A 23,628-nucleotide genomic window follows, 5' to 3' on the forward strand; every position below is an offset into this window, starting at 1 on the left:
AAGCCCGTAGTGCCATCCGAAGGACAAGAACCTGAGCCTGCAAATCGCAAAGCGCTTCCTCCGTCAGTCGGTCCATAGGCTCCACCAGCATTGAGGTGAAAGAAAGCGCCCCGCCTCTGCGGGGCGCTACTAGATCAGTTGTTGAAGGTTGATCCCACCTGGATGCGGCGAGGGGTGGTCTCGGGACGCTTCGGGATCATGATCTGCAACACGCCGTTGTGACCGGTCGCTGTAATCCCTTCAGGGTCCGCGCTATCGGGGAGCGCAAAACGGCGATGGAAGCTGCCGTGTTGGCGCTCGATGCGGGAGAAGCGGTCGCTTTCGTCGATCTCGCTCATACGCTCTCCTTTGATAGTGAGCAATCCCCTATCCATCTGCACATCGATGTTCTTGGGGTCCACGCCGGGAATATCGGCATAGAGGATGAAGCGGTCCTGCTCTTCCTTGATGTCTACTAACGGAATCCATTGGCTTGTGACGACTGACGATTCGTCCCTGGAGCCGCCTTGCAAAAAGTTGCCTTCAAAAAGGCGATCGATGATTTGGCGGACTGGGTCTGTGGTTCCCTGTCCGCCCCACTGCGGAAAGCGAGCCATCTGATTCATCGCATCTCTCCAATTAAGCGTTGATCTCCGGATGTGGTAGGTCCCATCCGGCCCGAAAAATAGCGCGCCGACGCGTCTTTTCAAGCGGGGGAAATAGGTCCGTTGGCGATTCTTAAGGGTCGTCAAAAATGCATAAAAATCGCACCCGCAGGAATGTCCGCTATGGGTCGAAACGGGCATGCGCCCGGCCGGCCGACTGAATGCCGCGCCGCGATGCTGCACGGGCTTTGCGGAGCGCGAATTCGCTGGGGAGGAAGCGCCGGACTCGGGGCACTCGTCGCTATCGGCCAGCAAGAGCGCCTCCCACCACCTGAATTGCGGAGCAGAAATTCAGGGATTGCGGAGCAAAACAAAGGGCGCTCAAGGCGCCCTTTGTATCAAAAAACCACTTAAAAACAGTGGTGCCGGAAGTGGGACTCGAACCCACACGCTTTTAAGGGCGGCGGATTTTGAGTCCGCTGCGTCTACCGATTCCGCCATTCCGGCGCGGGCGCGCAGTATAGCCGACGCGGCCCGAGCGCGGCAGCCGGGCTCAAAGTCCGCCGTGGCGGGCCATTGCCGCAGCCAGCACGAAGATCGCCGCGAGCAGGAGCAGTTCGAAGCGGACGATGCCGCGCATCTTCGCCACGTCCGCCGGATCTGGCAGGAACCCCGGATTGGTGGCCAACGCCTTGCGCCAGCGCAGGAAGCGCACGGTGGGCAGGATTGACAGCAGGCCGGTCAGCAGGAACGCACCGATCTTGGCGTGGAACCAGGGGTTGTGCAGGTAGAAGTCGTAGCCCTTGATGCCGTACACGACGCGTGCGACGCCGACGACGATCAGCGACATCGCACTGAGTCCGTAGCCGAGGTCGATGCCGGCCAGTCGATGCATCGTGGCGCGGTCGAGCGTGCCTCGCAGCAGCACCGATTCGGCGACCAGCATCGCCACGATCGCGTAGAACAGCAGATGGTGGAGTGCGGCGAGCAGGAAGTCGGTCATCATCGGCGCGAGCCCGGGGCCAGGGAGCCGGTGAGCTTACCCGCGGCGATGTGACGATGTATGTGACCGGGCGCTGGCTGTGCGCCAGGGCGCTTCAACAAGCCAGCTTCAGCCGGCCCGCTGCGTCAGGCCGCTTCGTCGGTCTTGAGTTCCTTGGCGACGCGCGCGAACCACTCGCCGTCGTTCGGGACGAACATCGAGCAGGCTTCCATCGGCGCCTTGTAGATGTGCAGCGACACCGCCACCTCGCGATCGCTGGCGTTGCGGATCGTGTGGTACTCGTGCGGCGGAATCAGGCTGCCGGCACTGCCGGGGCCGGCGTGCATGCCGCCGGCGGCGCGGAAACGGAAACGTTCGCCCTCGCGCTCGAGCAGTTCGTACTGGGTGATCTCCAGCTCGCCGTCCCACACGCCTTCGACGCACCACAGGCCGCAGTGATCGTGGACGGGCGTGCCCTGGCCCGGGCCCCAGGTCATCGCCACCACGCTGTAGCCGTGATCGCGGCTGCGGTAGATCTCGCGCCGCGCGTAATGGTCGTCGATCGGATCGTGCACGCACGACGGCAACTGCACTTCCTGGTCGCGGATCATGGAGCACAGCGCGCTGCGCAGCGCGGCCGTGACGGCGTGCTCGTCGCCGGCGCCGACCGCGGCGTCGATGGCGGCGACCAGCTTGTCGTGGCCGGGAAAATCGAGGTCGGGCAGCGCGTCGTTGGCGTTCATGGGGCGATTCTAGCGCGGCCGCTGCGTGCCGTTTTGAGTTGGATCACAACGTGGCGAGGAATCCCGCCACCGCCGGCCCGAAACGGGCGATGTCGACGAGGAACGCATCGTGCCCCTGCGGCGAGGGCAGCGGCAGGAACTCGCTGTACGCGCCACCGGCGCGCAGGCCTTCGGCAATCTCCTCCTGCTGCTGCAGCGGGAACAGGATGTCGGTCTGCACGCCGATTGCGAGGGCTCTCTCCACGCGGATGCCTGCGAGACCGGCGCGGACGCCCCCGGATCCGGGATTGCCGGCGCGATCGTTACGGTTACCGTCCTGTTCGCGGCCGTACTCGCCCAGGTCGAACCAGTCCATGGAGCGGCTGAGGTACAGGTAGCAGTTCGGATCGAAGCGGCGCACGAAGCGGCGCGCATGGCCTTCCAGGTAGCTTTCGACTTCGAACTCCAAGCCGAACGGGTCATCGCCGGCATGGTCGGAATCGAGGCGGACACGGCCGAAGCGGCCGTCCCACTCCAGCGCGGAGCGATAGGTAATCACGCCGAGCTTGCGCGCCATGCGCATGCCCGATTCAGGATAGTGCGCGTCGTCGTACTTGCCGTGGTTCCAGTCCGGATCGAGGCGGATCGCCTCGCGCTGCAGCGAGCGGATCGCGATCGAGAACGGCAGCGCCTGTGCGGCACCGGAGATGTTGATATGGCTTCGCGCCAGGCCCGGGTTGCGCAACATGAAGGCCAGCGCGGTCATGCCGCCCATCGAATTGCCAATGATGCAGGCGAGGCGTTCGATGCCGAGCGCACGCACGACGTGCGCGGCCGCATCGGCGCCGTCTTCGACGGACAATTCCGGGAAGTCGAGACGGTAGGTTTCGCCGGTCTGAGGGTTAATCGAGGCCGGCCCGGTCGAGCCTTTGCAGCTGCCGAGCGAGTTCACGCAGATCACGAACCAGCGATCGCTGTCGATCGGCTTGGCGGGGCCGACCATCTGCTCCCACCAGCCCGGCTCCGCGTTGCCGGCATTGCTGGCGGCGTGGGCATCGGGCGACAGGCCGGTGACGATCAGGATCGCGTTGTCGCGCGCCCCGTTGAGCGTGCCCCAGGTTTCATAGGCGATGCGCGCGCCGTGCAGCGCACCGCCGCGCTTCATCGGGAAGGGCGAGGGCAGGGCGCAGAACTGCGTGCCGGGAGGAATGAACTCGGTCATGGGTGCAAGCTTAACGGGGCAGTGGTTCTTTTCGGAATCACGTGCGAACCGCTTGCGCCTTCGTGGTGCCGATTCAGCGGCGTACCTGGTCGATCACCAGCTCGATCGCAGCGGAATCTTTGCCGGCGGGCTTGGCCACCGATTCGAAATCGCCCGCCTGCGGCATGGCATTGCCGCTGGCCGAGACGCGTGCGAGCACTTCGACGCGATCGAGTTGCGAGAGCTTCATCGTCGGCATCGGGCTGTCGCCATCGTCGAGCATGACCTCGAGTGGGAAACCGCGCGCAGGCAGCTTCTCGACCGCGACCGGCATCGGCGGACCGCCGGGCTGGCGCGCCAGCACGAACAGGCTGGCATTGGCCGGAAGCTTCGCCGCGAGCTCCGGTGCGAGCGCCACTCGTACCTTGATCGAGCCAGCGACGGTCTCGCCAGTCGCGCTGACGGGCGCTGCCGCTGCCGCTGCGGTTGCAGGCAGCGGCGGCAGTCCGGCTTCGCCGCGTGCGGAATTGATCTGTTCGCGCAGGCTGCCAGCGGTGCGCTCGTCGACGATGGCCAGCAGCGGTTCCCAGGTCTTCGCTGCTTCCGCCGGCTGCTTGGCCTGGCGTTGGGCGATGCCGAGGAACCAGCGGGCGCGCTGGTGCATGGGCTGGGTGGCAAGGGCGTCGCGCAGCATCGCCACGGCCTCGTCGTCGAAGCGGCGCTCCGGTGCGGCGAGCGCGCGCATCTCCGCCGCTTCGGCGAGCAGGTCGGGATCGGTGGGCGCCAGCTTCAGCGCGCGCAGCGAAGCGTCACGCGCATTGGCGGCGCGGCCTTCGGCGAGGTAGGCACGCGAGAGCAGACGCCAGCCTTCGACCTGGTTCGGATCGCGCTTCAGTTCCGCCTCGAGCTGGCTGATCGCGTCTTCCAGCGACTGCGGGGCGCGGCGCTGGGCCGGATCGAGCGCGTTCGGCGTGCCGACGACGAAGTAGAGCAGGCCGGTGGCCAGCACCAGGCCGGCGACGGCGCCGAAGCCAGCGATGGGACGCGTGCGCCACAGCGGGCGCAGCACATAGGCGAGGGCGAGCACGGCCAGCGCGAGGCCGGCGATCACGAAACCGGTCATCACCATTCCTGGTCGTCGTTGTTGTTGTCGGATGCGGAAGGCGCGTTTCGCGTGCGCTTGCGCACCGCGCCGGCGACGATCAGGCCGCCGGCCAGCAGTACCAATGCCGGTCCGAACCACAGCAACCAGGTCTTGGACTCGACCTGCGGGCGGTACAGCACGAACTCGCCATAGCGCTCGACCAGGAACTCCTTGATCTCGCGGTCGTTCTTGCCCTGGCGCATCAGCACCAGCACTTCGCGGCGCAGGTCGACGGCGATCTGCGCGTTGGATTCCGCCAGCGAGTTGTTCTGGCACATCACGCAGCGCAGCTCAGTCACCAGTGCGTGGAAGCGCTGCTCCTCGGCAGCGCTCTCGAACTTCAGCGGCGTGGCGTCGCTGGCTGGCTGGGCGGTCGCGGCGAGCGGCAGCGCCAGCAGCTGCAAGGATGCCGCCAGTGCGAGGCTGCGCAAGAAGTGCTTCCGCTGGCGGAGCAGGAAGCTCATCGCGCCTTCTCGATTTCTGCCAGCTTCGGCAGCAGGTCGTTCTGGATCACTGTGTCGGTCATCGGACCGACGTACTTCCAGCGGATCACGCCCTTGCCGTCGACCAGGAAGGTTTCGGGAGCGCCGTAAATGCCCCAGTCGATCGCGACCTTGCCGTCGTAGTCGGTGAGCACCAGGAAATACGGATTGCCGAACTGCTCCAGCCAGCGCAGCGCGTCGGCGTGTTCGTCCTTCCAGTTGAAGCCGACCACGCGCAGGCGCCGGGTCTCGGCGAAGCGCGTCAGCACCGGATGCTCGTCGCGGCAGGCCGGGCACCAGCTTCCCCAGACGTTGAGCAGGTAGGGTGCGCCCTGCAGTTCCTGCGACGTCACCAGGCGGCCCGGTTCGTGCAGCACGGGCAGGCGGAACGCCGGTGCCGGTTTGCCGATCAGCGGCGAGGGCAGCGCTTCGCGGTTGGGGTTGCGGCTGAGCATCACGCCGGCGAACAGCAGCACGCCAAGCGCGGCGACGATGATCAGCGGCAGCCAGCGCATCGTGGACTGGCGGGGCTGCGGTGCGGCGTCGCTCATCGGGCGGGCTCCGGAGCAGGCTGCGGACTGGTTCGGGTCGGTGCGAGTGCTGGCTGCACTTCGGCGGCGACACGGCGGAACCGGCGGTCGGTCGCGGTGACCAGGCCGCCGAGCATCATCAGGATCGCGCCGGCCCAGATCCATCGTACGAACGGCTTGATGTGCACGCGCAGCGCCCAAGCGCCGTTGCCCAGCGGTTCGCCGAGCGCGACATAGAGGTCGCGCGAAAGCCCCGGCTCGATCGCGGCTTCGGTCATCACCTGGCCGCCGCTGGCGTAGGTGCGTTTCTCCGGATGCATCACGGTGAGCGGCCGGTCGTTCTCGAAGACCGTGACCGTGCCGCGATCGGCTTCGTAGTTAGGACCCTGCGAATGCTCGGCGCCGTCGAAGCGGAAGGAGAAGCGGCCCACGTCGACCGACTGGCCCGGTACGACCGCGATCTCACGTTGCAGCGCAAGGCCTTCTGTCAGCAGCGCGCCGACCAGGAACACGGCGACGCCGAAATGCGCCAGCGTCATGCCGAGCATCTCGGCGGTGAAGGCGCTACCACCGGTCTGGCTGCGCAGCCGCGACCACACGAAGCGCAGCGTGCCCAGCAGCACCCAGGCGGCGCCGACGATGCCGGCGGCAACCTTCCACGGCCCCTGCGGCGCGAGGAAGAACGCAGCGACGCCAGCGACTAGCGCCAGGCCCGCCCACGGCAGCAGCATCGCCAGCGGTTTGGAAACCTGCTCGCGCTGCCAGCGGGTCACCGGGCCGAACGGTAGCAGCGCCACCAGCGGCGACATCAGCAGCACGAACATCAGCGCGAAGTACGGCGGGCCGACCGAGATCTTGCCCAGTTCCAGCGCATCGGCCAGCAGCGGGTACAGCGTGCCCAGCAGCACCATCGCGCAGGCGGTCGACAGCAGCAGGTTGTTGGCCAGCAGCAAGGTCTCGCGCGATGCGGGCTCGAACGGCTTGCCCGCATCTTCCGCGGAGGGGGCGCGCAGCGCGTACAGCAGCAGCGAACCGCCGATGACGACGCCGAGGAAGGCGAGGATGAACAGTCCGCGTGCCGGGTCGGCGGCGAACGCGTGCACGCTGGTCAGCACGCCGGAGCGCACCAGGAACGTGCCCAGCAGCGACAGCGAGAACGTGGCGATGGCCAGCAGCAGCGTCCAGCCGCGGAAGCTGCCGCGCTTCTCGGTCACGGCCTGCGAATGCAGCAGTGCCGCACCGGCGAGCCACGGCATGAAGCTGGCGTTCTCGACCGGATCCCAGAACCACCAGCCGCCCCAGCCGAGTTCGTAGTACGCCCACCACGAACCGAGCGCGATGCCGAGCGTCAGGAATGCCCAGGCGACATTCGTCCACGGCCGCGTCCAGCGCAGCCAGCGCGCATCGATGCGGCCGTCGAGCAGCGCCGCGATCGCGAACGCGAACGGCACGGCGAAACCCACGTAGCCGACGTACAGCATCGGCGGGTGGATGATCATGCCCGGGTCCTGCAGCAGCGGATTGAGGTCGCGGCCTTCGGCGGCGGCCGGCAGCAGGCGCAGGAAGGGATTGCTGGTGAAGATCAGGAAGGCGAGGAAGCCGATGCTGACGACGCCCATCACGCCGAGCACGCGGGCGATGACGTCGGCCGGGAGCTGCCGCGAGAAGCGCGCGACCGCGCCGGTCCATAGCGCCAGGATCAGCGCCCACAGCAGCAGCGAACCTTCGTGCGCGCCCCACACCGCGGTGTAGCGGTAGACCATCGGCAGCAGCGAGTTGCTGTTCTCGGCGACGTAGCGCAGCGAGAAGTCCTGCTGGACGAAGCCCAGGGTCAGGATGACGAAGGCGAGCGCGACCAGTCCCAGTTGCGCGTAGGCCGCCGGCCGCGCCACCGCCATCCACGGCGTGATGCCGCGCTGCGCACCCGCCAGCGGCAACGCCGCCTGCAGGACGGATACCAGCAGCGCCAGGATCAGCGCGATCTGACCGAGTTCAGCCCACACTTACGGCGTACCCTGCTTGGCCGACGGCGCCTGCACGTCGTGCTTCTTGTGCGCGACGCCCATCTTGTCGGCGACTTCCTTCGGCATGTAGGTCTCGTCGTGCTTGGCGAGGATTTCCTCGGCGACGAACGTGTCGCCCTGCATGCGGCCGGTGGCGACCACGGCCTGCTTCTCGCGGAACAGGTCGGGGAGGATGCCGGTGTAGACCACCGGCATCAGCGCATCGCCGTCGGTGACCTTGAAGTGGGCTTCCAGCGAACCCGTCGTGCGCTGGAACGAGCCGGCTTCGACCATGCCGCCGAGGCGGAAACGCGCGTGGTCGCCTGCTTCGCCGCGGAGCACTTCGCTGGGCGTGTAGAGGTAGGCGATGTTGCGTTGCAGGGCCGTCGCGACCAGCGCGGCGGCCAGGCCGGCGGCCACGACCAGGGCGATGACCCAGAGCAGGCGGCGGCGACGGATAGGATTCATCGGATCAACTCGTTGGTGGCGGTCTTGCCGGGACGCGCGGCTTCGCGTGCGGCGCGAAGGCGGGCGCCGCGCAACTCGCGGCGGATCTGGAGGCGCGTGGCGACGAAGTCCCAGCCCAGCACGACGACGAATACCGCGTAGGCGGCAATGACGTAATTCAGGTAGCTCACGGGCGGCCTCCCTGCGCGGCCGAGGAAACCCAGCCCTTGCCGGCTTCGCGGCGCAGGTTGTCGGCGCGGGCACGCGACAGCAGCGCGCCGACGAACCACAGCTTGGTGCCGACGATCATCCACACCAGCGGCGGGATCATGCTGGCGTCCATGCTCGATTCGCCGAGCAGGCGGATGGTCTGGCCCTGGTGCAGCGAGTTCCACCACACCACCGAATAGCGGATCACCGGTAGCAGCACGACGCCGACGATGGCCAGCAGGCCGGCGGCGCGGGCCGCGGCGCGGCGGTCGTCGATGGCGTGGTACAGCCCGGTCACGCCCAGGTACAGGAACAGCAGGATCAGTTCGGTGGTCAGGCGCGGGTCCCAGTCCCACCAGGTGCCCCACATCGGCTTGCCCCAGATCGAACCGGTCAGCAGCGTGATCAGGGTGAAGGCAGCGCCGATCGGGGCGCAGGCCATCGCCAGGATCTCGCACAGCTTGATGCGCCAGATCAGCGCGATGGCGGCATAGATCGCCATCAGCCCGAAGATCGCCATGCTCATCCAGGCGCTGGGCACGTGGATGTAGAGGATGCGGAAGCTGTCGCCCTGCTGGTAGTCGGCCGGCACCTGGAACAGGGCGCCGTACAGACCCCACGCCATGACCAGCAGGCCAAGGCCGTAGCCCCACGGCGCCCAGCGCGCGGCGAAGCGGTCGAAGTAGGGGGGCGAACCGAGTTTGTGGAACCAGCGCAGGATCGGATTCATCGTGTCTCAGCCCGCTCCCGGGCAGTCAGGCCCAGGCGGCGGAGGGATTGTTCGCGGCAGGGGCGGGTCGCTGCTTGATTTGGATCAATGGGGTCGCGCCAGCGCTAGCTGAGCGCAATCCGGATCGCCGCGGCGGCTGCCAGCGGCGCCAGCACCAGCGCGACGGCCAGTCCCGCGCCCAGCAGCAGCAGCGCACCGACCGGGTCCAATCCCTGGGCTGCGGCGGCTACGCTGCCAGCCCCGAACACCAGTACGGGCACGTACAGCGGCAGCGCCAACAGGGCCACAAGTATACCGGAGCGCCGCATCCCGACCGTCAGCGCGGCGACGACCGCTCCGAGCAGACTCAGCAAAGGCGTGCCCAGCGCGAGCGACGCCAGCAGCACCGGCAGTTGCGGGCGCGGCAGGTGCAGCAGCTCGCCCAGGAACGGCGTGGCGATCAGCAGCGGCAGCGCGGTCGTGGCCCAGTGCATGAACGTGCGCACCGTGACCAGCCACGCGAGCGGCACCGGTGCCAGCATCCACTGCTCCAGCGAGCCGTCCTCGGCATCGCCCCGGAACAGCGTGTCCAGCGCGAGCAGGCCGGCCAGCAGTACGGCCAGCCACAGCACGCCGCCGGCCACCTTGGAGAGGGCTTCCTTCTCGCCGCCCAGGGCGAGGGCAAACAGCACGACGACCAGCAGCGCGAACAGCGCCGGCTGCAACGCATCGCCGCGGCGGCGCCAGAGCAGGCGCAGGTCGCGGGCGAGCAGGGCGCGGGCGGCGCCGGCGAGACCTGGCAGGGCGGCGCCGTTCATGCGATCTGCTCCCGCAGTTCCAGGCCGCGCTTTTCCATGACCAGCATGCGGGTGCGCACCGGCGGCGCCGCGTAGGCGCCATGGGTGGTGACCAGGGTTGCGCCGCCTTCGCGCAGGTGCGCCTGCACCATGCGGTTGACCAGTTCGATGCCTTCCAGGTCGAGATTGGCGTAGGGCTCGTCCAGCAGCCACAGCGGCGCGGGCGACATCCATAACCGCGCCAGCGACAGGCGCTTCTTCTGGCCGGCCGAGAGCTGGCGGGCCAGGGCGTCCTCGTACCCGGCCAGCCCCACGATGGCCAGGGCGTTCTCGGGGAGCTGGGCGCGGCGGCGGCCGTGCAGGCCGCACAGGAAGTTCAGGTTCTCCAGCGCGCTGAGGTCGGCCTTCAGGCCCGGCAGATGGCCGAGATAGGCGATCGCCCTGGCACGGCGGGCCGGACCGGCGGGATGGCCATCGATGTCGATCTCGCCATCGTCGGCGCGCAGCAGGCCCGCCAGCACGCGCAGCAGCGTGGTCTTGCCGGCGCCGTTGTCGCCCTGCACCAGCAGCGCCTCGCCGGCATCGACGGCGAAATCGAGCGGACCGAACACAGGCTCGTCGTTGCGCGCGAAACGCAGGCCGCGGGCAGCGATCAGCGGCAGGGCAGGTCGTTCGACTGGAGTCATCGGTCGGCTGGCAACGGCGCAGGCGGCCGTGAAGCGGCCATTTTATGCGACTGAGCCCGCGATCCCGCACGTCTGTGCATTGCCGGCCCAGTCGGTATGGGGCGCCATCGACGCGAAAGGCGGGCGCGGCATCATCATTCGCAGGCGCACCGGCTCTCCCCCGCGCCAGGCGAGCACGCCGGCCTGGCCGAACTCCAGCGCCAGCCGATGCAGCTCGTCCTCGTCCAGTCCGGCCAGCAGCCAGCCGGGTTCGCGCCAGTCGCCTGCCGGATCCTGCGCCCAGGCCGGATGGCGCACGGCACCAGCGGCATCGAGCTGGGCCACCAGCAGTGCATCAGCGGCTTCGTTGGCCGTGTCCGAGCGCGGCTCCGAAGCCGGGTTCCAGGCGGTGATGAAGGCATAGCGCGGCGCCGGCGAGTAGGCCTCCAGGTCGCTGGCAGGCTGCCCGACGCGCAGCGGCAGGGTGTCGCCGTCGAGCATCACGACGTATTCCGCGGCGGCGTACGCGGTGGCGAGTTCAGCGGCGTCGACGATCTGCAGCTCACGCATGGCGCGAGTTTCGTGCCTTGCCGCAGCCGGCGCAATGACAGTCGAGGGGAGGGGGATGAGGGATCGTCATGACGCAGGGCCGTGCGGGTCCGTACACTTCCCCGCCTCAGCTATTTCCGCCACCACACCGATGACCCTGGACACCAAGCTGCCGAAGGTCGGCACGACCATCTTCACCGTGATGTCGCAGCTCGCGATCGAACACGGCGCCGTCAACCTCGGCCAGGGCTTCCCGGACTTCAACGTGCCGGAACGCCTGATCGAAGCGCTGGACCGCGCCATGCGCGAGGGCAAGAACCAGTACGCACCGATGACCGGCATCCCGGCGTTGCGCCAGGCGATCTCGGCCAAGACCCAGCGCTGCTACGGCTACCGTCCGGATCCGGAAACCGAGGTGACCGTCGTCTCCGGCGCCAGCGAGGCGATCTTCGACGCGGTGGCGGCCGTCGTGCGGCCCGGCGACGAAGTGATCGTGCTCGACCCCTGCTACGACTGCTACGAACCCGCGATCGACCTGGCCGGCGGCCGCGCCGTGCATGTGCCGCTGGATCCGCAGACCTTCGCGCCCGACTGGAACCTGGTCCGCGCCGCGGTCACGCCGAAGACCCGGCTGCTGATGATCAACTCGCCGCACAACCCGTCCGGCGCGATGTTCACCGTCGACGACATCGCCGAGTTGACCGCGCTGCTGCGCGACACCGGCATCTACCTGCTGTCGGACGAGGTCTACGAGCACATCGTGTTCGACGGCCGCGTCCACGAGTCGGTGCTGCGCTATCCGGAGCTGCGCCATCGCGCCTTCGTCGTGTCCAGCTTCGGCAAGACCTACCACTGCACGGGCTGGAAGGTCGGCTACTGCATCGCGCCGGCCGCGCTGTCCGCGGAGCTGCGCAAGGTCCACCAGTACAACACCTTCTGCACGTTCGCCCCGGCGCAGTGGGCGTTCGCCGAGATGATCGAGGCCGAGCCGGAGCATTACGAGCAGCTCGGCGCGTTCTACCAGGCCAAGCGCGACCGGTTCCGCGAGCAGCTCCTGACCACGCGCCTGAAGCCGCTCACGGTGCCGGGTGGGTATTTCCAGCTGGTCGACTACTCGGCGGTGAGCGACCTGGACGATGCGGCGTTCTGCCGCTGGCTGACCGTGGAGAAGGGTGTCGCGGCGATCCCGCTTTCTCCGTTCTATGAAGTGCCGCCGTCGGGCCAGCGCTTGGCCCGCTTGTGCTTCGCCAAGAACGAAGCGACGCTGGACGCGGCGATCGAGCGCCTGCAGAAGCTCTGAACGACGAGACCGAGCGTATGGAAAACCTCCGCGTATCCCTCATCCAGGGCGACACCCGCTGGCACGATCCGGCCGGCAACCGCGAGTACTACGGCCGCCTCATCGCGCCCCTTCACGGCACGACCGATCTGGTGATCCTGCCGGAGACGTTCACCAGCGGCTTCTCCAATGAAGCCATCCACAATGCCGAGACCATGGACGGCCCGTCCGTCGAATGGATGCGCGAGCAGTCCGCCAAGCTGGGCGCCGCGGTGACCGGCAGCGTGCAGCTGCGCACCGAAGAAGGGGTCTTCAACCGCCTGCTGTTCGCCACGCCAGACGGTGCGCTGAGCACCTACGACAAGCGCCACCTGTTCCGTTATGCACGCGAGCACGAGCGCTATGCCGCCGGCCGCGACCGCCTGACGATCGAGTGGAAGGGGTGGCGCATCTGTCCGCTGGTCTGCTACGACCTGCGCTTCCCGGTGTTCTCGCGCAACCGCTTCGACGTGGAGCGAGAAGGGCAGCTCGACTACGACCTGCTGATCTACGTCGCCAACTGGCCGTCGGCGCGCAGCTATCCTTGGAAGACGCTGCTGCGGGCGCGGGCGATCGAGAACCTGTGCTTCGTCGCCGCCGTCAACCGGGTCGGCACGGATGCCAACGGGCACCATTATTCAGGCGACAGTGCCGTGATCGACTTCCTCGGGCATCCGATCAGCGAATGCACCGACGAGGAAGTGGTTGCCACGGCCACGCTGCAGGCATCGGAACTGATCGCGCATCGCGAGCGCTTCCCGGCGATGCTCGACGGCGACCGCTTCGAGCTGGCCTAAGGGATTCTTCACGTTCGAGGCAGACCGCCATGCGCGCAATGCGTGTGGCGCAGTGCATCGACTTTCGCATTTCCCGCACCTTTCTGTCGCGCGAATGAACGGCTCTGCCGTCTGTGCAAGGGATTTCCCGAAGCGTGCGCGGTTTCGCGATTAGCGGCGTCCTTCGGCGCATTCATACAACGCGCGCGCCGAACCGGCGCAGTCGGCAACCGAGCCGTCGCCGAATCCGGAAACCTGATTCGTCAGCGGCCAGGTGCGCATGACGACGGAGCAGCATCCCGCCGCTCCGCCGGGAAGGCGCTGCGCACCCGATGCACGGCCTTACTTCCCACGAAGTAGCGACTACACTGGCAGTGCCGCGCGCAAGGCGCGGCCAGGATCGAATTGACAGGGACGCCGACGCGGCGCGTCCGCTTCCGCCTTCGCTTCGCGCCGGCTCCGACACTGGAGGAGCCCGCCATGTCGTTACCCAGACTCGAGGAATACCTCAACTCCAACCACGTGCCGTACGACACGATGCGGCATGCGCACGCGTTCACCGCGCAGGCCACCGCGGCGAGTGCCAACATCAGCGGCAAGGAAATGGCCAAGACCGTGATGGTCCACCTGGACGGCAAGCTGGCCATGGCCGTGCTGCCCGCGAACGAATGGCTCAACCTCGCGAGCCTGCGCGAATGCAGCGGTGCCCGTGAAGCGGCGCTCGCCAGCGAGTCCGAGTTCAAGGACCGCTTCCCGGAATGCGAAGTCGGTGCGATGCCGCCGTTCGGCAACCTCTACGGCATGGACGTGTATGCCGACGATGCGCTCACCGAAGACGAGATGATCGCGTTCAACGCCGGCAGCCACCGCGAGCTGATGCGGATGGACTGGCGCGACTTCGAGCGCCTGGTGCATCCGCGCGTCGCGCACTTGTCGCGCATGTAAGCGAGGCCGCGATTGGCAAGCCGGGCGGTGCAGCGCCGCCCGGGACAGGATTTGGGGCCCGTCCGCCGAAGGGCGGCGGGTGGGGGCATGTGCGCGCGTCCGCGCCGGAGGCTTCTTCACGTAGGCATTGACTATGCTCGGCGCGAGTCCGGCGCAGGGATGGGGACCGCATGATCGGGAAGGCTCTGGGACCATGGCTTGAACACATTCCGCACCCGCTTCGGCCGTGGCTGAAATGGGGCGCGCTGGCGCTGCTGGTCCTCTATGGCGGCTACGTGCTGCTGGGCAACCTGTTCCTCAACACGCCGCTGGGGCCGTGGGCGGCCAACCGGAAGCCGGAAAAATTCCAGATCGAGTGGGGCCCCGGCGTGACCTGGTGGCCGGGCCGGGTGACGGTCTGGGACGTCAGGATGAAAGGCCATGTCGGCCGCACCGTCTGGGCGGTGCAGGCGGACAAGGCGCGCGGACGCCTGGCGTTGCTGCCGCTGCTCCACAAGGAGGTGCGCGTGCCCGAGGTCGTGGCCGACGGTGTCAGCGGCGATGTCGACCAGACCAGCCAGCGCCGGCCGCCGCCGGTGCCGCGGCCGGGCGGGTGGGTGCTGAACTTCCAGCGCATCCACACCGACACGATCCGGCGCGGACGCTTCGCCAAGCTGGTGCTCGAGGGTCAGGGCAGCGCCGATGTCGGCTTCTACAAGCAACTGCGTGGCGGCCCGCTGGAAATGCTGCCGTCGCAGGCCCATTTCCCGAAGGCGCGCCTGTCCTTGGACAAGCACGAGTTGCTGCGCGATGCGGCGATCGATGCCCGCTTCGCCATCGCCCGGCACACACGAGCGCAGGCCCCGGGCGTGCGCAAGTTGCTGATGACCGACGCCGAACTCAGCCTCGACGGCACGACGGCGGGCCTGCATGTGGTCGCGCAGCCGGGGGGCAAGGTGGCCTTCTCCACGGTCCCGGCGAAGGGCAAAGCGCACGTGCGTCTGGGCTTCGCCCGCGGCTCCATGAAGCCCGGCAGCCAGTTGCGCTGGCACATGCCGGTGACCGGCGTCGACGCCACCGGCCGGCCGCGCGAACAGGCCCTGGACCTGCAACTCGATGTCGACCGGGACATGCACGTCGTGGCCAAGGCACCGGCCCGCGAGAGCGGCCCGCTCGCGCTCGATGCCGACCTGCGCATTCGCGGCACGCAAGTGCCGCTCACGGACTTCCGCAGCCTGGTGCCCAGGAGCTCGGGGCATGTGGTCGGACGCTGGCAGTTCCCGTCGTTGAAATGGCTCGGCAGCGCTTTCATCCAGGCGCCCTGGCTGTCGCTGGAGGGCGCGGGCGTCGTCGACGCGGACGTGCAGGTCGCCGACGGCAAGGTCGCGGCGGGCAGTCGTGTCGGCGTGCCCGACGTCCAGGCCGTGGCGGTGGTCATGGGCAACCGCATCCAGGGACGTGCACGCGCCGATGGCCGGCTCGACGCAGGCGAGGGCAACGAAGTGCTGCCGCGGCTCGACCTGGTGATGGAGGAGTTCAACATCGCCGCGGCCGATGCGCCCAATCGACCCTATGTCACCGGCCGCAACCTGCGCCTCGACGTGCAGACGCTGTCGGGCGTCGATCGTGCCCAGCTGCGCCGGCCGGGCGGCATCAAGGAGGTCGGCGAGCTGCTCAAGGCGCACCTCACCTTCCAGGATGCGCAAGTCCCGGACCTGCGCGCATACAACCGCTACCTGCCGAAGACGCATATGCGTTTCGATGGCGGCTCCGGCCTGCTCAGTGGCGACCTCAACCTCGACACGTCCGGCGACATCGGCCAGGGCTGGCTGCGCGTGAAAGGCAACGGAACGCGCATGAGCGTGGCGGGAATGGCGGTGCGCGGCAATCTCGACGTCAACACGAAGCTGCGCCGCGCTGACCTGGGCAAGCGCCAATTCAACCTGGACGGCAGCACGGTCAATCTCGCCGACATCAGCTTCACCGAGCCGGGCGGCGAGTCGCGCAGCGGCTGGTGGGCGCGCATCGAACTCGACCGCGCGCGGCTGGCGTGGGGCAAACCCGTCGGCGTGAACGGCACCGTGCAGATTGCGATGAAGGACGTCGGATTCCTGCTGTCGATGTTCTCGCGCCAGCGCGAGTATCCGAAGTGGGTCTACAAGCTCGTCGATGCCGGGCAGGCGCGCGTCCATGGCAACGTGCAATGGCAGGACGACACGCTGACGCTGGACCGGATGGTCGCGAGCAACCAGCGCTTCGACCTGAAGGCGCGCCTGCGGCTCAAGGACAAGACGCGCAAGGGCAGTCTGTTTGCGCGCTGGGGCGTGTTGAGCATGGCGGTGGAAGTCGACAGCGGCAGGCGCGACTTCCACATGATGCACGCCGAGAAGTGGTACGACTCACAACCCGCCCTGATACGTTGAGGCGGCCATGGGCGAGGGGATCCGGAACAGAACGCTGGGCGGGGAACCGATGATGCGCATACGAAGCTTGCTGGCCGGCAGCGTGCTGATGCTGGCCTCGATGACGACGGCCTGGGCGGCTGGTCCCGCCTCGCCAACGGCGGAGCCTGTCAAAACGGCCGCCGCTGCACCGGCTCCGGAAACGACCCGCGCGGCACCCATCCGGGTCTGGAACCAGGAACTGGTGAGGCTGGAGGTTCCGTACCGCGGCCTGACACCGCAGGTGCGTGCGGAGCGCGCGACGGACCGGATCGCGGAGGCCATCGACGAACTCGAACCGGATGCGATTCGCGCCGAGTGGACGCAGGTGGGCGCGGATTCGGGCGTGATGTTCCTGCAGGACAACCAGATCCTGTTCGCGCTGCGGCCGGGCGATGCCGATGCGCCGGACCGGGCGGCGTTGGAACAGGTGGCGCCGCAGGTGCTGCAACGTTTCCGGCAGATACTGAAGGAACGCCGGGAGGCACGCAGCGTCACCGGGCTGCTGCGCAACATCGGCCTCGTCGTGCTGGCGACCCTGTTGTACGCGCTGCTGCTGTGGTCGATCGCCCGCGCCAGCGAATGGCTGCGGTTGCGTGTGCAGGCGGCGGCAGCACGCGCAGCGGGGCCGGTGCCGTTGCGGGGCGTCGATGTCCACGCGGTGACCTCCACGACGGTGCGCTTCGGCTTCCGCGGCCTGCGCCTGCTGCTGGTGCTGTTCTTCACCTACGTCTGGCTAGGTTACGTGCTGACGCGTTTTCCCTACAGCCGGCCATGGGGGCGGGCGCTGGGGCAGTACCTGGTCGATGGGGCCTCGGATCTCGGGCGCAGTTTCGTCCACGCGATCCCGTCGCTGCTGATGCTCGCGCTGATCTTCCTGATCACGCGCGGCATCGTGCGCCTGGTCGGCACGTGGTTCCGCGGCGTCGAGACCGGCGCGTTCACGGTCGACTGGCTCGAGCCCAGCGCCGTGCCGACCACGCGGCGGCTGGTGAGCTGGGTGATCTGGCTGTTCGCGGTCACGGTCGCCTATCCCTACATCCCGGGTTCCAAGACCGAGGCGTTCAAGGGCGTCAGCGTGTTCGTCGGCCTGATGCTGTCGCTGGGTTCGGCCGGCGTGATCAGCCAGATCGTCAGCGGCTTCATCGCGCTGTACTCGCGCGCGGTGCGCCCCGGCGACATCGTCCGCATCGGCGAGAACGAGGGCATGGTGACCCACATCGGTACGTTCTCGCTGAAGATGGTCACGCGCACGCGCGAGGAGATCACCATCCCCAACAGCACGCTGGCCGCCACGCCGGTGCGCAACTACACGCGGCACGCCGCCGAGGGCGGGCTGCTGGTCACCACCAGCGTCACGATCGGTTACGACGCGCCGTGGCGGCAGGTGCATGCGCTCCTGCAGCTCGCCGCCGCGCGCACGCCGCAGTTGCTCCCGGGGCACAAGCCCTTCGTGCTGCAGTCGGAGTTGACGGACTTCTATGTCAACTACCAGCTCAACGTCGCGGTCGCCGATCCGAAGGAACGGCCGCACGCGCTGTCGCGGTTGCACGCGGAGATCCAGGACGCTTTCAACGAGTTCGGCGTGCAGATCATGTCGCCCAACTTCGAGGCGCAGCCTGAGCAGAAGGTGTGGGTGCCGCGCGACCAGTGGCATGTGGCGCCGGCGGCCCCGGATGCGCCGGGGAACACCGACGGCCAGCGCCCGGAAGGCGGTACCGCCTCCTGACCTTGGCTCGCCGCGCCATGCTTCCGCTGCGTTAACGGGGCAGGGTGTCTACTGTTTCTGCGGTGGCCGGCCTCGCGCCGGCTGCCAACAGCGATGAGCAAGGCGATTCGAGCCTGGTGCCTGGCCGGCATCCTGATGCTGGTTCCGGTCCTGCAAGCTGCCCCGCCGGCACCTGCCGGCGGAACGCGCGGCGAAGTCGTGCTGCTCGACATCAAGGGCGGCATCGGTCCGGCGACACGGGATTTCATCGTCCACGGCCTCGAGCGCGCCCGCGACAACAACGCACGCGCGGTCGTGTTGCGAATCGACACCCCCGGAGGGCTGGACGCCGCAACGCGCGACATCAACCGAGCCATCCTTGCCTCGGAGGTGCCGGTGATCGCCTGGGTGGCGCCCGAGGGCGCACGCGCGGCCAGCGCTGGCACTTACATCCTTTATGCCTGTCACCTGGCCGCGATGGCGCCGGCCACGTCGCTGGGCGCGGCAACGCCGGTCTCGATGGGCGGTCCCGCGCCGGGACCGATGCCGGGCGGCGAGCGCGAGCCCGGAAAACCTGGGCCGCCGCAAGATGGGAAAGGCACTCCTGCGAAACCGGAAGCCCCCGCCGATCCGATGTCGCGCAAGGTCGTCAACGACGCGGTCGGGTATCTGCGGAGTCTTGCGGAACTGCGGGGGCGCAATACAGCGTTTGCAGAGGCCGCGGTGCGTGACGCTGCCACGTTGACCGCCAGCCAGGCGGCGGCGCAGGGCGTGATCGAGTTCGTCGCTGCAGACCTTCCGACCTTGCTGCGCGAGGCCGACGGGCGGCGCGTCCGGCTCGCGCACCGCGAGGTCGTTCTGGCGACGGCCGGACAACCGGTGCGAATGCTGGAACCCGACTGGCGTGCGCGACTGCTCGCGGTGATCACCGAGCCGACGGTGGCCTACCTGCTGTTGCTGGTCGGCCTGTATGGACTGGTGTTCGAAGGCTACAGCCCGGGCGCGGTGCTGCCGGGCGTGGTCGGCGCGATCTGCCTGCTGCTGGCGCTGTATGCATTCCAGGTGCTGCCGGTGAACTACGCCGGCATCGGCCTGATCTCGCTGGGCGTGGTGTTGATCGCGGTGGAGTTCGTGATGCCCAGTTTCGGCGCCCTGGGCATCGGTGGCGTGGTCGCGCTGGTGGTCGGCACGCTGATCATGTTCGACACCGATGTGCCGGGCTTCGGCGTGCCCGGGCGGCTGGTCGCCGGCATCGGCGCGGCCAGCGCGGTGGCGTTCATGGGAATGATCTGGCTCGCGGCACGCGCGCGGCGGCGCCCGGTCGTCACCGGCGTGGAGGAACTCGTCGGCCACACCGCGGTAGCGACGCGGGATTTCCACGGCCGCGGCCAGGTGCGCATACGCGGCGAGGAATGGCAGGCAGTGTCGGATGTTCCGGTGCGGCGCGGCGAGCCCGTGCGCGTGCTGGCGCTGGACGGCCTGGTGCTGCGCGTCGCGCCGTCCGGCGCAGCGGGCGATGCCCGATGACCCAACGAGGAGTGCGGACATGTACCTCCCCCTGTATTTCCCGCTGATCCTGCTGGTGGCCGTGCTGGCCGCCAGTGCGATCAAGGTGCTGCGCGAGTACGAGCGTGGCGTGGTGTTCCAGCTTGGCCGCTTCTGGAAAGTGAAGGGCCCCGGACTGATCGTGCTGATACCCATCGTGCAGCAGATGGTGCGCGTCGACCTGCGCACGGTGGTGATGGACGTGCCGCCGCAGGACGTGATCTCGCGCGACAACGTGTCGGTGCAGGTCAATGCGGTGGTGTACTTCCGCGTCGTCGATCCGCAGAAGGCCATCATCAACGTCGAACACTTCTACGAGGCCACCAGCCAGCTCGCGCAGACCACGCTGCGTTCGGTGCTGGGCCAGCACGATCTCGACGAGATGCTCGCCGAGCGCGAAAAGCTCAACGACGACATCCGCAACATCCTCGATGCGCAGACCGATGCCTGGGGCATCAAGGTCGCCAACGTCGAGATCAAACGCGTCGACCTCAACGAGACGATGGTGCGGGCGATCGCGCGCCAGGCGGAGGCAGAGCGACTGCGCCGCGCGAAGATCATCCATGCCGAAGGCGAGCAGCAGGCCGCGGAGAAGCTGGTCGAGGCAGCCAGACTGCTCGGCGGTGACCCGCGCGCGATCCAGTTGCGCTACCTGCAGACGTTGACGGAGATCGCCGGGGAGAAAAGTTCGACGATCGTGTTTCCGCTTCCAATCGACCTGATCGACTCGGTCTTGTCGAGGTCGAAGGCACAGGGATCCTGACGGGCAGGAGAGCGCCATGCACCACTCGCGTCTTTGTGCACTGCTGATCGATTGCCGCACGCCGGATGTCGACGAGGCTGCCCGGTTCTGGGCCGAAGCGCTGGGCCGTGCGATGGACCCGGGACATCCGGGCTCCCGCGGCAACTACCGGATGCTGGCAACGCCTCCGGATGAACCTCTGGTGCAGATCCAGCGCGTCGAACACGAGAGCCGGGTCCACATCGACATCGAGACCGACGACATTCCTGCCGAGGTCGCCCGCCTGGAGGCGTTGGGAGCCGTGGTCGTGGATCGGCTGGAGCGCTGGGTCGTGATGCAGGCTCCCACCGGTCAGCGTTTCTGCGTCGTGCGCGTTCAACGCCCGGGATTCCCCAGGAACGCTACGCGTTGGGATTGAGCGGCTGCGGCACCAAAAGAGAAGGGCGCCTGTCGGCGCCCTTCTTCATTGCGATCAGCTTTTGTCGCGATCAGCCGCGCGGACCGCGGCCACCGCCGGGTCGGCCGCCACCACGCGGGCCGCCCGGACGCGGGCCGCCGGCGGGACGCGGACCACCCGCCGGGCGCGGACCGCCACCCGGACGGCCACCGCCCGGACGACCGCCGGGCTTGCCGCCCGGACGCGGGGCGCGCGGCTTGTCGCCGTAAGGATTGAAGCTGCCGGGATTGGCGTGGTCGGACGGGAAGCTCGGTGCATTGCCCGGATGCCCATAAGGACGCGGACTGCGCTGACCCTGGCCTTGGCCCTGGCCGCCACCACCCGGACCGCGGCGTTCGCCATAACCGCCGCCGCCGCCGCCGCTGCGCTCGCCGCCGAAACCGCCACCACCACCGGGACCACGCTCGCCGCGACCCTGGCCGCCGCCACCCGGACGGGAACCGCCGGGCTTGCCGCCATAAGGCTTCTTCGGGCCGCGCGCGCCATCGGGATTGCGGTGACCGCTCGGGCCGGTATCGACGCCTTCGGGCACGTACCAGGTGCGGAACGCCGCCGGATTGCCTTCCGGCAACGGCCTGGGGCCCTTTTCCTTGCGCTGCTTGAACGGCTTGTGCGACTGCTTGGCGGCGGCCTCGCCGCTCACCGTCAAGCCGCCGTGCTTGCGCGGACCGCCGCGGCCGCGGCCGCCCCGGTCTTCACGCACATGGTCGAAACGGCGCAGCTCGCGGCCTTCGTCGGCCGTGTTGTGGCCGCCGACATAGCCGTGCGAGCGTTCGCCGGCGCCGCTGAAGTGCAGCGTCGACTTGGCGGCCTTGCGCTGTCCGATCACCGGCTGCAGCGTCAGTGCCGACGGCGTGCCGTCTTCCAGGCCGAGCTTGCCGCGCAGCGACTCGACCGCATCGGCCGCCAGCTCGCGCGACTGGCCGCGCAGCAGTTCGCGCGGCAGCGAGACCTCGCCGTAGCGGATGCGCTTGAGGCGGCTCACCTGGCAGCCCTGCGACTCCCACAAACGGCGCACTTCGCGGTTGCGGCCTTCCTTCACGACGACGCGGAACCAGTCGTGCGAATCGCTGCCGCCAATACGCTCGATCTCGTCGAACTTGGCCGGACCGTCTTCCAGCGCGACGCCACGGCCGAGGCGGTCGATGATGTTGTCGGGCACGTGCTCCTGGCCTTCCGGCGCGCGCACGCGGCAGACGTACTCGCGCTCGACCTCGAACGACGGGTGCATCAGCGCATTGGCGAGTTCACCGTCGGTGGTCAGCAGCAGCAGGCCGGTGGTGTTGATGTCGAGTCGGCCGATCGCGATCCAGCGGGCGCCCTTGAGCGCGGGCAGGGCCTCGAAGATGGTCGGACGGCCTTCGGGATCCTCGCGCGTGGTCACTTCGCCTTCGGGCTTGTTGTACATCAGCACGCGTGCGGCTTCGGTCAGCGCGCTGGCGACGAACTGGCGACCGTCGAGTTCGATCTTGTCGCCGCTCTTGACGCTCATGCCGACCTGCGCGACCTCGCCGTTGACCTTGACCAGGCCGTCGGCGATGCGCTGTTCCAGTGCGCGGCGCGAGCCGAGTCCGGCCTGGGCCAGGACCTTGTGCAGGCGTTCTTCCAGCCGCGGTGCTTCCGTGGTGGTCTCGGTGATGCGCTTGAGGGTGAGCTTGCGGCTCTTTTGCTCAGTCATGTTTCACTTGCTCCGACTCGGCCAGTTCGGCTTCGTCTTCATCCTGCTCGGGAACGGTCGTCGTCTCGACGGCGTGGGTGTCTTGCTCGGGATCGTTCGCGTCCGCCGCGCGCTCGCCCGGCGCGGCTTCGGGGTCGCCCTCGGGGGCGTATTCGGTGTCGTCGCTGGCGATCTCGTCGCCTGCGTTTTCGCCATCGCCGATGTCGCCATCGGCCTGGTCATGGGTGTCGGTATCGATGCCGGGATCGGCATCGGTGCCGGCGGGCTCGTCCGACCCGGTGTCGCCGGAATCCTGCATGCCGGCTTCACCTGCGTTTTCGCCGGTGCCCGCTTCGCCAGCGTCATCGGCATTGGAGGCCTGGACCTCGTCGCCGGTGGCGATGCCGCCGGCTGCGATCGGGGCGCCTTCCAGCTGCAGTTGCGGTTCCAGTTCGCCGATGTCCTTCAGTTCCGACAGCGGCGGCAACTCGTCCAGCCGCTTGAGGCCGAAGTAATCGAGGAAGCCCTTGGTGGTGCCGAACAGGGCCGGCTTGCCAGGCACGTCGCGGTGGCCGACGACGCGGATCCACTCGCGCTCTTCCAGCGCCTTGATGATGTTGCTGTTGACCGCGACGCCACGGACCTGCTCGATCTCGCCGCGCGTGATCGGCTGGCGGTAGGCGATCAGGGCCAGCGTCTCCAGCGTGGCGCGGGTGTAGCGGGTCTGGCGCTCGGTCCACAGGCGCGCCACCCACGGGTGCACGTCGGCCTGGACCTGGAAGCGGAAGCCCGAGGCCACCTCGACCAGCTCGACGCCACGGCCGGCGCTCGCCTCGCGCAGCGTCTCCAGCGCCTGCTCGACGCTGTCGGCCGGCGGCGGCTGGTCCTCGGGGAACAGCGCATTGAGCTGCACCAGCGTCAGCGGCTGGTTCGAGGCAAGCAGCGCAGCCTCGATGATGCGGGTGATGAGTTGTTGATCCATGAGCAGGATGAGGTTCTCTGGGCTCGTTGGCTGTTGCTGTTGCGCGTCATTCC

At 68.3% G+C, this 23,628-nt stretch carries 24 protein-coding genes and 1 tRNA gene; 8 read left to right on the forward strand and 17 right to left on the reverse strand.

Annotated elements, in window-relative coordinates; genetic code table 11:
* Positions 1-134: 134 nt before the first annotated feature.
* The 15 genes from IU514_RS10610 to IU514_RS10680 all read right to left on the reverse strand — a co-directional run bounded on the left by IU514_RS10610 (position 135) and on the right by IU514_RS10680 (position 11,046).
* Entirely contained in the window at positions 135-605 is a 471-nt protein-coding gene (locus tag IU514_RS10610; RefSeq protein ID WP_194931076.1) for an Hsp20/alpha crystallin family protein, read from the reverse strand.
* Positions 606-1,004: 399 nt separating this feature from the next.
* Positions 1,005-1,091, reverse strand: a tRNA-Leu gene (locus IU514_RS10615).
* A gap of 46 nt (positions 1,092-1,137) precedes the next feature.
* Positions 1,138-1,590 carry a DUF2214 family protein gene (locus tag IU514_RS10620; RefSeq protein ID WP_194931077.1) on the reverse strand — a complete coding sequence of 151 codons (453 nt, stop codon included), beginning with the start codon at positions 1,588-1,590 and terminating at the stop codon, positions 1,138-1,140.
* A 122-nt stretch (positions 1,591-1,712) separates the two neighbouring features.
* Positions 1,713-2,309 (reverse strand): cysteine dioxygenase family protein, encoded by a 597-nt coding sequence (locus IU514_RS10625; RefSeq protein WP_194931078.1) that lies wholly within the window; start codon positions 2,307-2,309, stop codon positions 1,713-1,715.
* A gap of 43 nt (positions 2,310-2,352) precedes the next feature.
* On the reverse strand, positions 2,353-3,510 hold the full coding sequence (gene metX / locus IU514_RS10630) for a homoserine O-acetyltransferase MetX (protein WP_194931079.1): 1,158 nt from the start codon (positions 3,508-3,510) through the stop codon (positions 2,353-2,355).
* Positions 3,511-3,583: 73 nt separating this feature from the next.
* Entirely contained in the window at positions 3,584-4,612 is a 1,029-nt protein-coding gene (locus tag IU514_RS10635) for a tetratricopeptide repeat protein (protein ID WP_324187815.1), read from the reverse strand.
* Positions 4,612-5,097 carry a cytochrome c-type biogenesis protein gene (locus IU514_RS10640; protein ID WP_194931081.1) on the reverse strand — a complete coding sequence of 162 codons (486 nt, stop codon included), beginning with the start codon at positions 5,095-5,097 and terminating at the stop codon, positions 4,612-4,614. Before IU514_RS10640 ends, IU514_RS10635 begins: the two co-directional genes overlap by 1 nt.
* Complete coding sequence (locus tag IU514_RS10645; protein WP_194931082.1) at positions 5,094-5,666, reverse strand: DsbE family thiol:disulfide interchange protein; 573 nt, start codon at positions 5,664-5,666, stop codon at positions 5,094-5,096. The genes IU514_RS10640 and IU514_RS10645 overlap by 4 nt, the downstream gene beginning before the upstream one ends.
* Positions 5,663-7,648, reverse strand: a complete 1,986-nt coding sequence (locus IU514_RS10650; RefSeq protein WP_194931083.1) for a heme lyase CcmF/NrfE family subunit — start codon at positions 7,646-7,648, stop codon at positions 5,663-5,665. The genes IU514_RS10645 and IU514_RS10650 overlap by 4 nt, the downstream gene beginning before the upstream one ends.
* Positions 7,649-8,116 carry a cytochrome c maturation protein CcmE gene (ccmE, locus tag IU514_RS10655; RefSeq protein ID WP_194931084.1) on the reverse strand — a complete coding sequence of 156 codons (468 nt, stop codon included), beginning with the start codon at positions 8,114-8,116 and terminating at the stop codon, positions 7,649-7,651.
* The gene (ccmD, locus tag IU514_RS10660; protein ID WP_194931085.1) at positions 8,113-8,286 is read right to left on the reverse strand and encodes a heme exporter protein CcmD; all 174 of its coding nucleotides are present in this window, start codon (positions 8,284-8,286) and stop codon (positions 8,113-8,115) included. The genes ccmE and ccmD overlap by 4 nt, the downstream gene beginning before the upstream one ends.
* Entirely contained in the window at positions 8,283-9,035 is a 753-nt protein-coding gene (gene ccmC, locus IU514_RS10665; protein ID WP_194931086.1) for a heme ABC transporter permease CcmC, read from the reverse strand. The genes ccmD and ccmC overlap by 4 nt, the downstream gene beginning before the upstream one ends.
* A gap of 104 nt (positions 9,036-9,139) precedes the next feature.
* Positions 9,140-9,832, reverse strand: coding sequence for a heme exporter protein CcmB (gene ccmB / locus IU514_RS10670; protein ID WP_194931087.1), 693 nt, complete (start codon positions 9,830-9,832; stop codon positions 9,140-9,142).
* A complete protein-coding gene (gene ccmA / locus IU514_RS10675) occupies positions 9,829-10,497 on the reverse strand; it encodes a heme ABC exporter ATP-binding protein CcmA (RefSeq protein WP_194931088.1) in 669 nt (222 codons plus the stop codon). Before ccmA ends, ccmB begins: the two co-directional genes overlap by 4 nt.
* Before the next feature lie 42 nt (positions 10,498-10,539).
* Positions 10,540-11,046: a DUF3293 domain-containing protein gene (locus tag IU514_RS10680; protein ID WP_194931089.1), complete on the reverse strand. Its 507-nt coding sequence runs from the start codon at positions 11,044-11,046 to the stop codon at positions 10,540-10,542.
* Between the two features lie 130 nt (positions 11,047-11,176).
* On the opposite strand from IU514_RS10680, the gene IU514_RS10685 reads away from it, so the two are divergent.
* From IU514_RS10685 to IU514_RS10720, 8 genes are all read left to right on the forward strand, one after another.
* Complete coding sequence (locus tag IU514_RS10685) at positions 11,177-12,325, forward strand: pyridoxal phosphate-dependent aminotransferase (protein WP_194931090.1); 1,149 nt, start codon at positions 11,177-11,179, stop codon at positions 12,323-12,325.
* 17 nt (positions 12,326-12,342) lie between these two features.
* Entirely contained in the window at positions 12,343-13,140 is a 798-nt protein-coding gene (locus IU514_RS10690; RefSeq protein WP_194931091.1) for an amidohydrolase, read from the forward strand.
* A gap of 459 nt (positions 13,141-13,599) precedes the next feature.
* On the forward strand, positions 13,600-14,064 hold the full coding sequence (locus IU514_RS10695) for an aminoacyl-tRNA deacylase (protein WP_194931092.1): 465 nt from the start codon (positions 13,600-13,602) through the stop codon (positions 14,062-14,064).
* Positions 14,065-14,234: 170 nt separating this feature from the next.
* A complete protein-coding gene (locus IU514_RS10700) occupies positions 14,235-16,466 on the forward strand; it encodes an AsmA family protein (protein WP_194931093.1) in 2,232 nt (743 codons plus the stop codon).
* 52 nt (positions 16,467-16,518) lie between these two features.
* Complete coding sequence (locus tag IU514_RS10705; protein ID WP_194931094.1) at positions 16,519-18,213, forward strand: mechanosensitive ion channel family protein; 1,695 nt, start codon at positions 16,519-16,521, stop codon at positions 18,211-18,213.
* A 93-nt stretch (positions 18,214-18,306) separates the two neighbouring features.
* The gene (locus tag IU514_RS10710; protein ID WP_194931095.1) at positions 18,307-19,719 is read left to right on the forward strand and encodes an NfeD family protein; all 1,413 of its coding nucleotides are present in this window, start codon (positions 18,307-18,309) and stop codon (positions 19,717-19,719) included.
* A gap of 19 nt (positions 19,720-19,738) precedes the next feature.
* On the forward strand, positions 19,739-20,500 hold the full coding sequence (locus IU514_RS10715; protein WP_194931096.1) for a slipin family protein: 762 nt from the start codon (positions 19,739-19,741) through the stop codon (positions 20,498-20,500).
* A gap of 16 nt (positions 20,501-20,516) precedes the next feature.
* A complete protein-coding gene (locus IU514_RS10720) occupies positions 20,517-20,897 on the forward strand; it encodes a VOC family protein (RefSeq protein WP_194931097.1) in 381 nt (126 codons plus the stop codon).
* 70 nt (positions 20,898-20,967) lie between these two features.
* Here the strand turns inward: IU514_RS10720 and IU514_RS10725 are convergent, their stop codons facing one another.
* Positions 20,968-22,614, reverse strand: a complete 1,647-nt coding sequence (locus tag IU514_RS10725) for a pseudouridine synthase (RefSeq protein WP_194931098.1) — start codon at positions 22,612-22,614, stop codon at positions 20,968-20,970.
* A complete protein-coding gene (gene scpB, locus IU514_RS10730) occupies positions 22,607-23,575 on the reverse strand; it encodes an SMC-Scp complex subunit ScpB (RefSeq protein WP_194931099.1) in 969 nt (322 codons plus the stop codon). The genes IU514_RS10725 and scpB overlap by 8 nt, the downstream gene beginning before the upstream one ends.
* Positions 23,576-23,628: the final 53 nt, after the last annotated feature.

The sequence above is a fragment of the Lysobacter niastensis genome, from assembly GCF_015453285.1.
In the GTDB taxonomy this organism is placed as follows: domain Bacteria; phylum Pseudomonadota; class Gammaproteobacteria; order Xanthomonadales; family Xanthomonadaceae; genus Lysobacter_J; species Lysobacter_J niastensis.

Bases quoted from the DNA above. Each gene is read 5' to 3' on its own strand.
- IU514_RS10680 (WP_194931089.1), bottom strand. From the start codon at position 11,046: ATGCGTGAGCTGCAGATCGTCGACGCCGCTGAACTCGCCACCGCGTAC.
- IU514_RS10710 (WP_194931095.1), top strand. From the start codon at position 18,307: ATGAGCAAGGCGATTCGAGCCTGGTGCCTGGCCGGCATCCTGATGCTG.
- IU514_RS10620 (WP_194931077.1), bottom strand. From the start codon at position 1,590: ATGATGACCGACTTCCTGCTCGCCGCACTCCACCATCTGCTGTTCTAC.
- scpB (WP_194931099.1), bottom strand. From the start codon at position 23,575: ATGGATCAACAACTCATCACCCGCATCATCGAGGCTGCGCTGCTTGCC.
- ccmC (WP_194931086.1), bottom strand. From the start codon at position 9,035: ATGAATCCGATCCTGCGCTGGTTCCACAAACTCGGTTCGCCCCCCTAC.
- IU514_RS10640 (WP_194931081.1), bottom strand. From the start codon at position 5,097: ATGAGCTTCCTGCTCCGCCAGCGGAAGCACTTCTTGCGCAGCCTCGCA.
- IU514_RS10695 (WP_194931092.1), top strand. From the start codon at position 13,600: ATGTCGTTACCCAGACTCGAGGAATACCTCAACTCCAACCACGTGCCG.
- IU514_RS10705 (WP_194931094.1), top strand. From the start codon at position 16,519: ATGCGCATACGAAGCTTGCTGGCCGGCAGCGTGCTGATGCTGGCCTCG.
- IU514_RS10635 (WP_324187815.1), bottom strand. From the start codon at position 4,612: ATGACCGGTTTCGTGATCGCCGGCCTCGCGCTGGCCGTGCTCGCCCTC.
- IU514_RS10725 (WP_194931098.1), bottom strand. From the start codon at position 22,614: ATGACTGAGCAAAAGAGCCGCAAGCTCACCCTCAAGCGCATCACCGAG.
- IU514_RS10700 (WP_194931093.1), top strand. From the start codon at position 14,235: ATGATCGGGAAGGCTCTGGGACCATGGCTTGAACACATTCCGCACCCG.
- ccmB (WP_194931087.1), bottom strand. From the start codon at position 9,832: ATGAACGGCGCCGCCCTGCCAGGTCTCGCCGGCGCCGCCCGCGCCCTG.
- metX (WP_194931079.1), bottom strand. From the start codon at position 3,510: ATGACCGAGTTCATTCCTCCCGGCACGCAGTTCTGCGCCCTGCCCTCG.
- IU514_RS10715 (WP_194931096.1), top strand. From the start codon at position 19,739: ATGTACCTCCCCCTGTATTTCCCGCTGATCCTGCTGGTGGCCGTGCTG.
- ccmA (WP_194931088.1), bottom strand. From the start codon at position 10,497: ATGACTCCAGTCGAACGACCTGCCCTGCCGCTGATCGCTGCCCGCGGC.
- IU514_RS10625 (WP_194931078.1), bottom strand. From the start codon at position 2,309: ATGAACGCCAACGACGCGCTGCCCGACCTCGATTTTCCCGGCCACGAC.
- ccmE (WP_194931084.1), bottom strand. From the start codon at position 8,116: ATGAATCCTATCCGTCGCCGCCGCCTGCTCTGGGTCATCGCCCTGGTC.
- IU514_RS10685 (WP_194931090.1), top strand. From the start codon at position 11,177: ATGACCCTGGACACCAAGCTGCCGAAGGTCGGCACGACCATCTTCACC.
- IU514_RS10690 (WP_194931091.1), top strand. From the start codon at position 12,343: ATGGAAAACCTCCGCGTATCCCTCATCCAGGGCGACACCCGCTGGCAC.
- IU514_RS10645 (WP_194931082.1), bottom strand. From the start codon at position 5,666: ATGAGCGACGCCGCACCGCAGCCCCGCCAGTCCACGATGCGCTGGCTG.
- IU514_RS10610 (WP_194931076.1), bottom strand. From the start codon at position 605: ATGAATCAGATGGCTCGCTTTCCGCAGTGGGGCGGACAGGGAACCACA.
- IU514_RS10720 (WP_194931097.1), top strand. From the start codon at position 20,517: ATGCACCACTCGCGTCTTTGTGCACTGCTGATCGATTGCCGCACGCCG.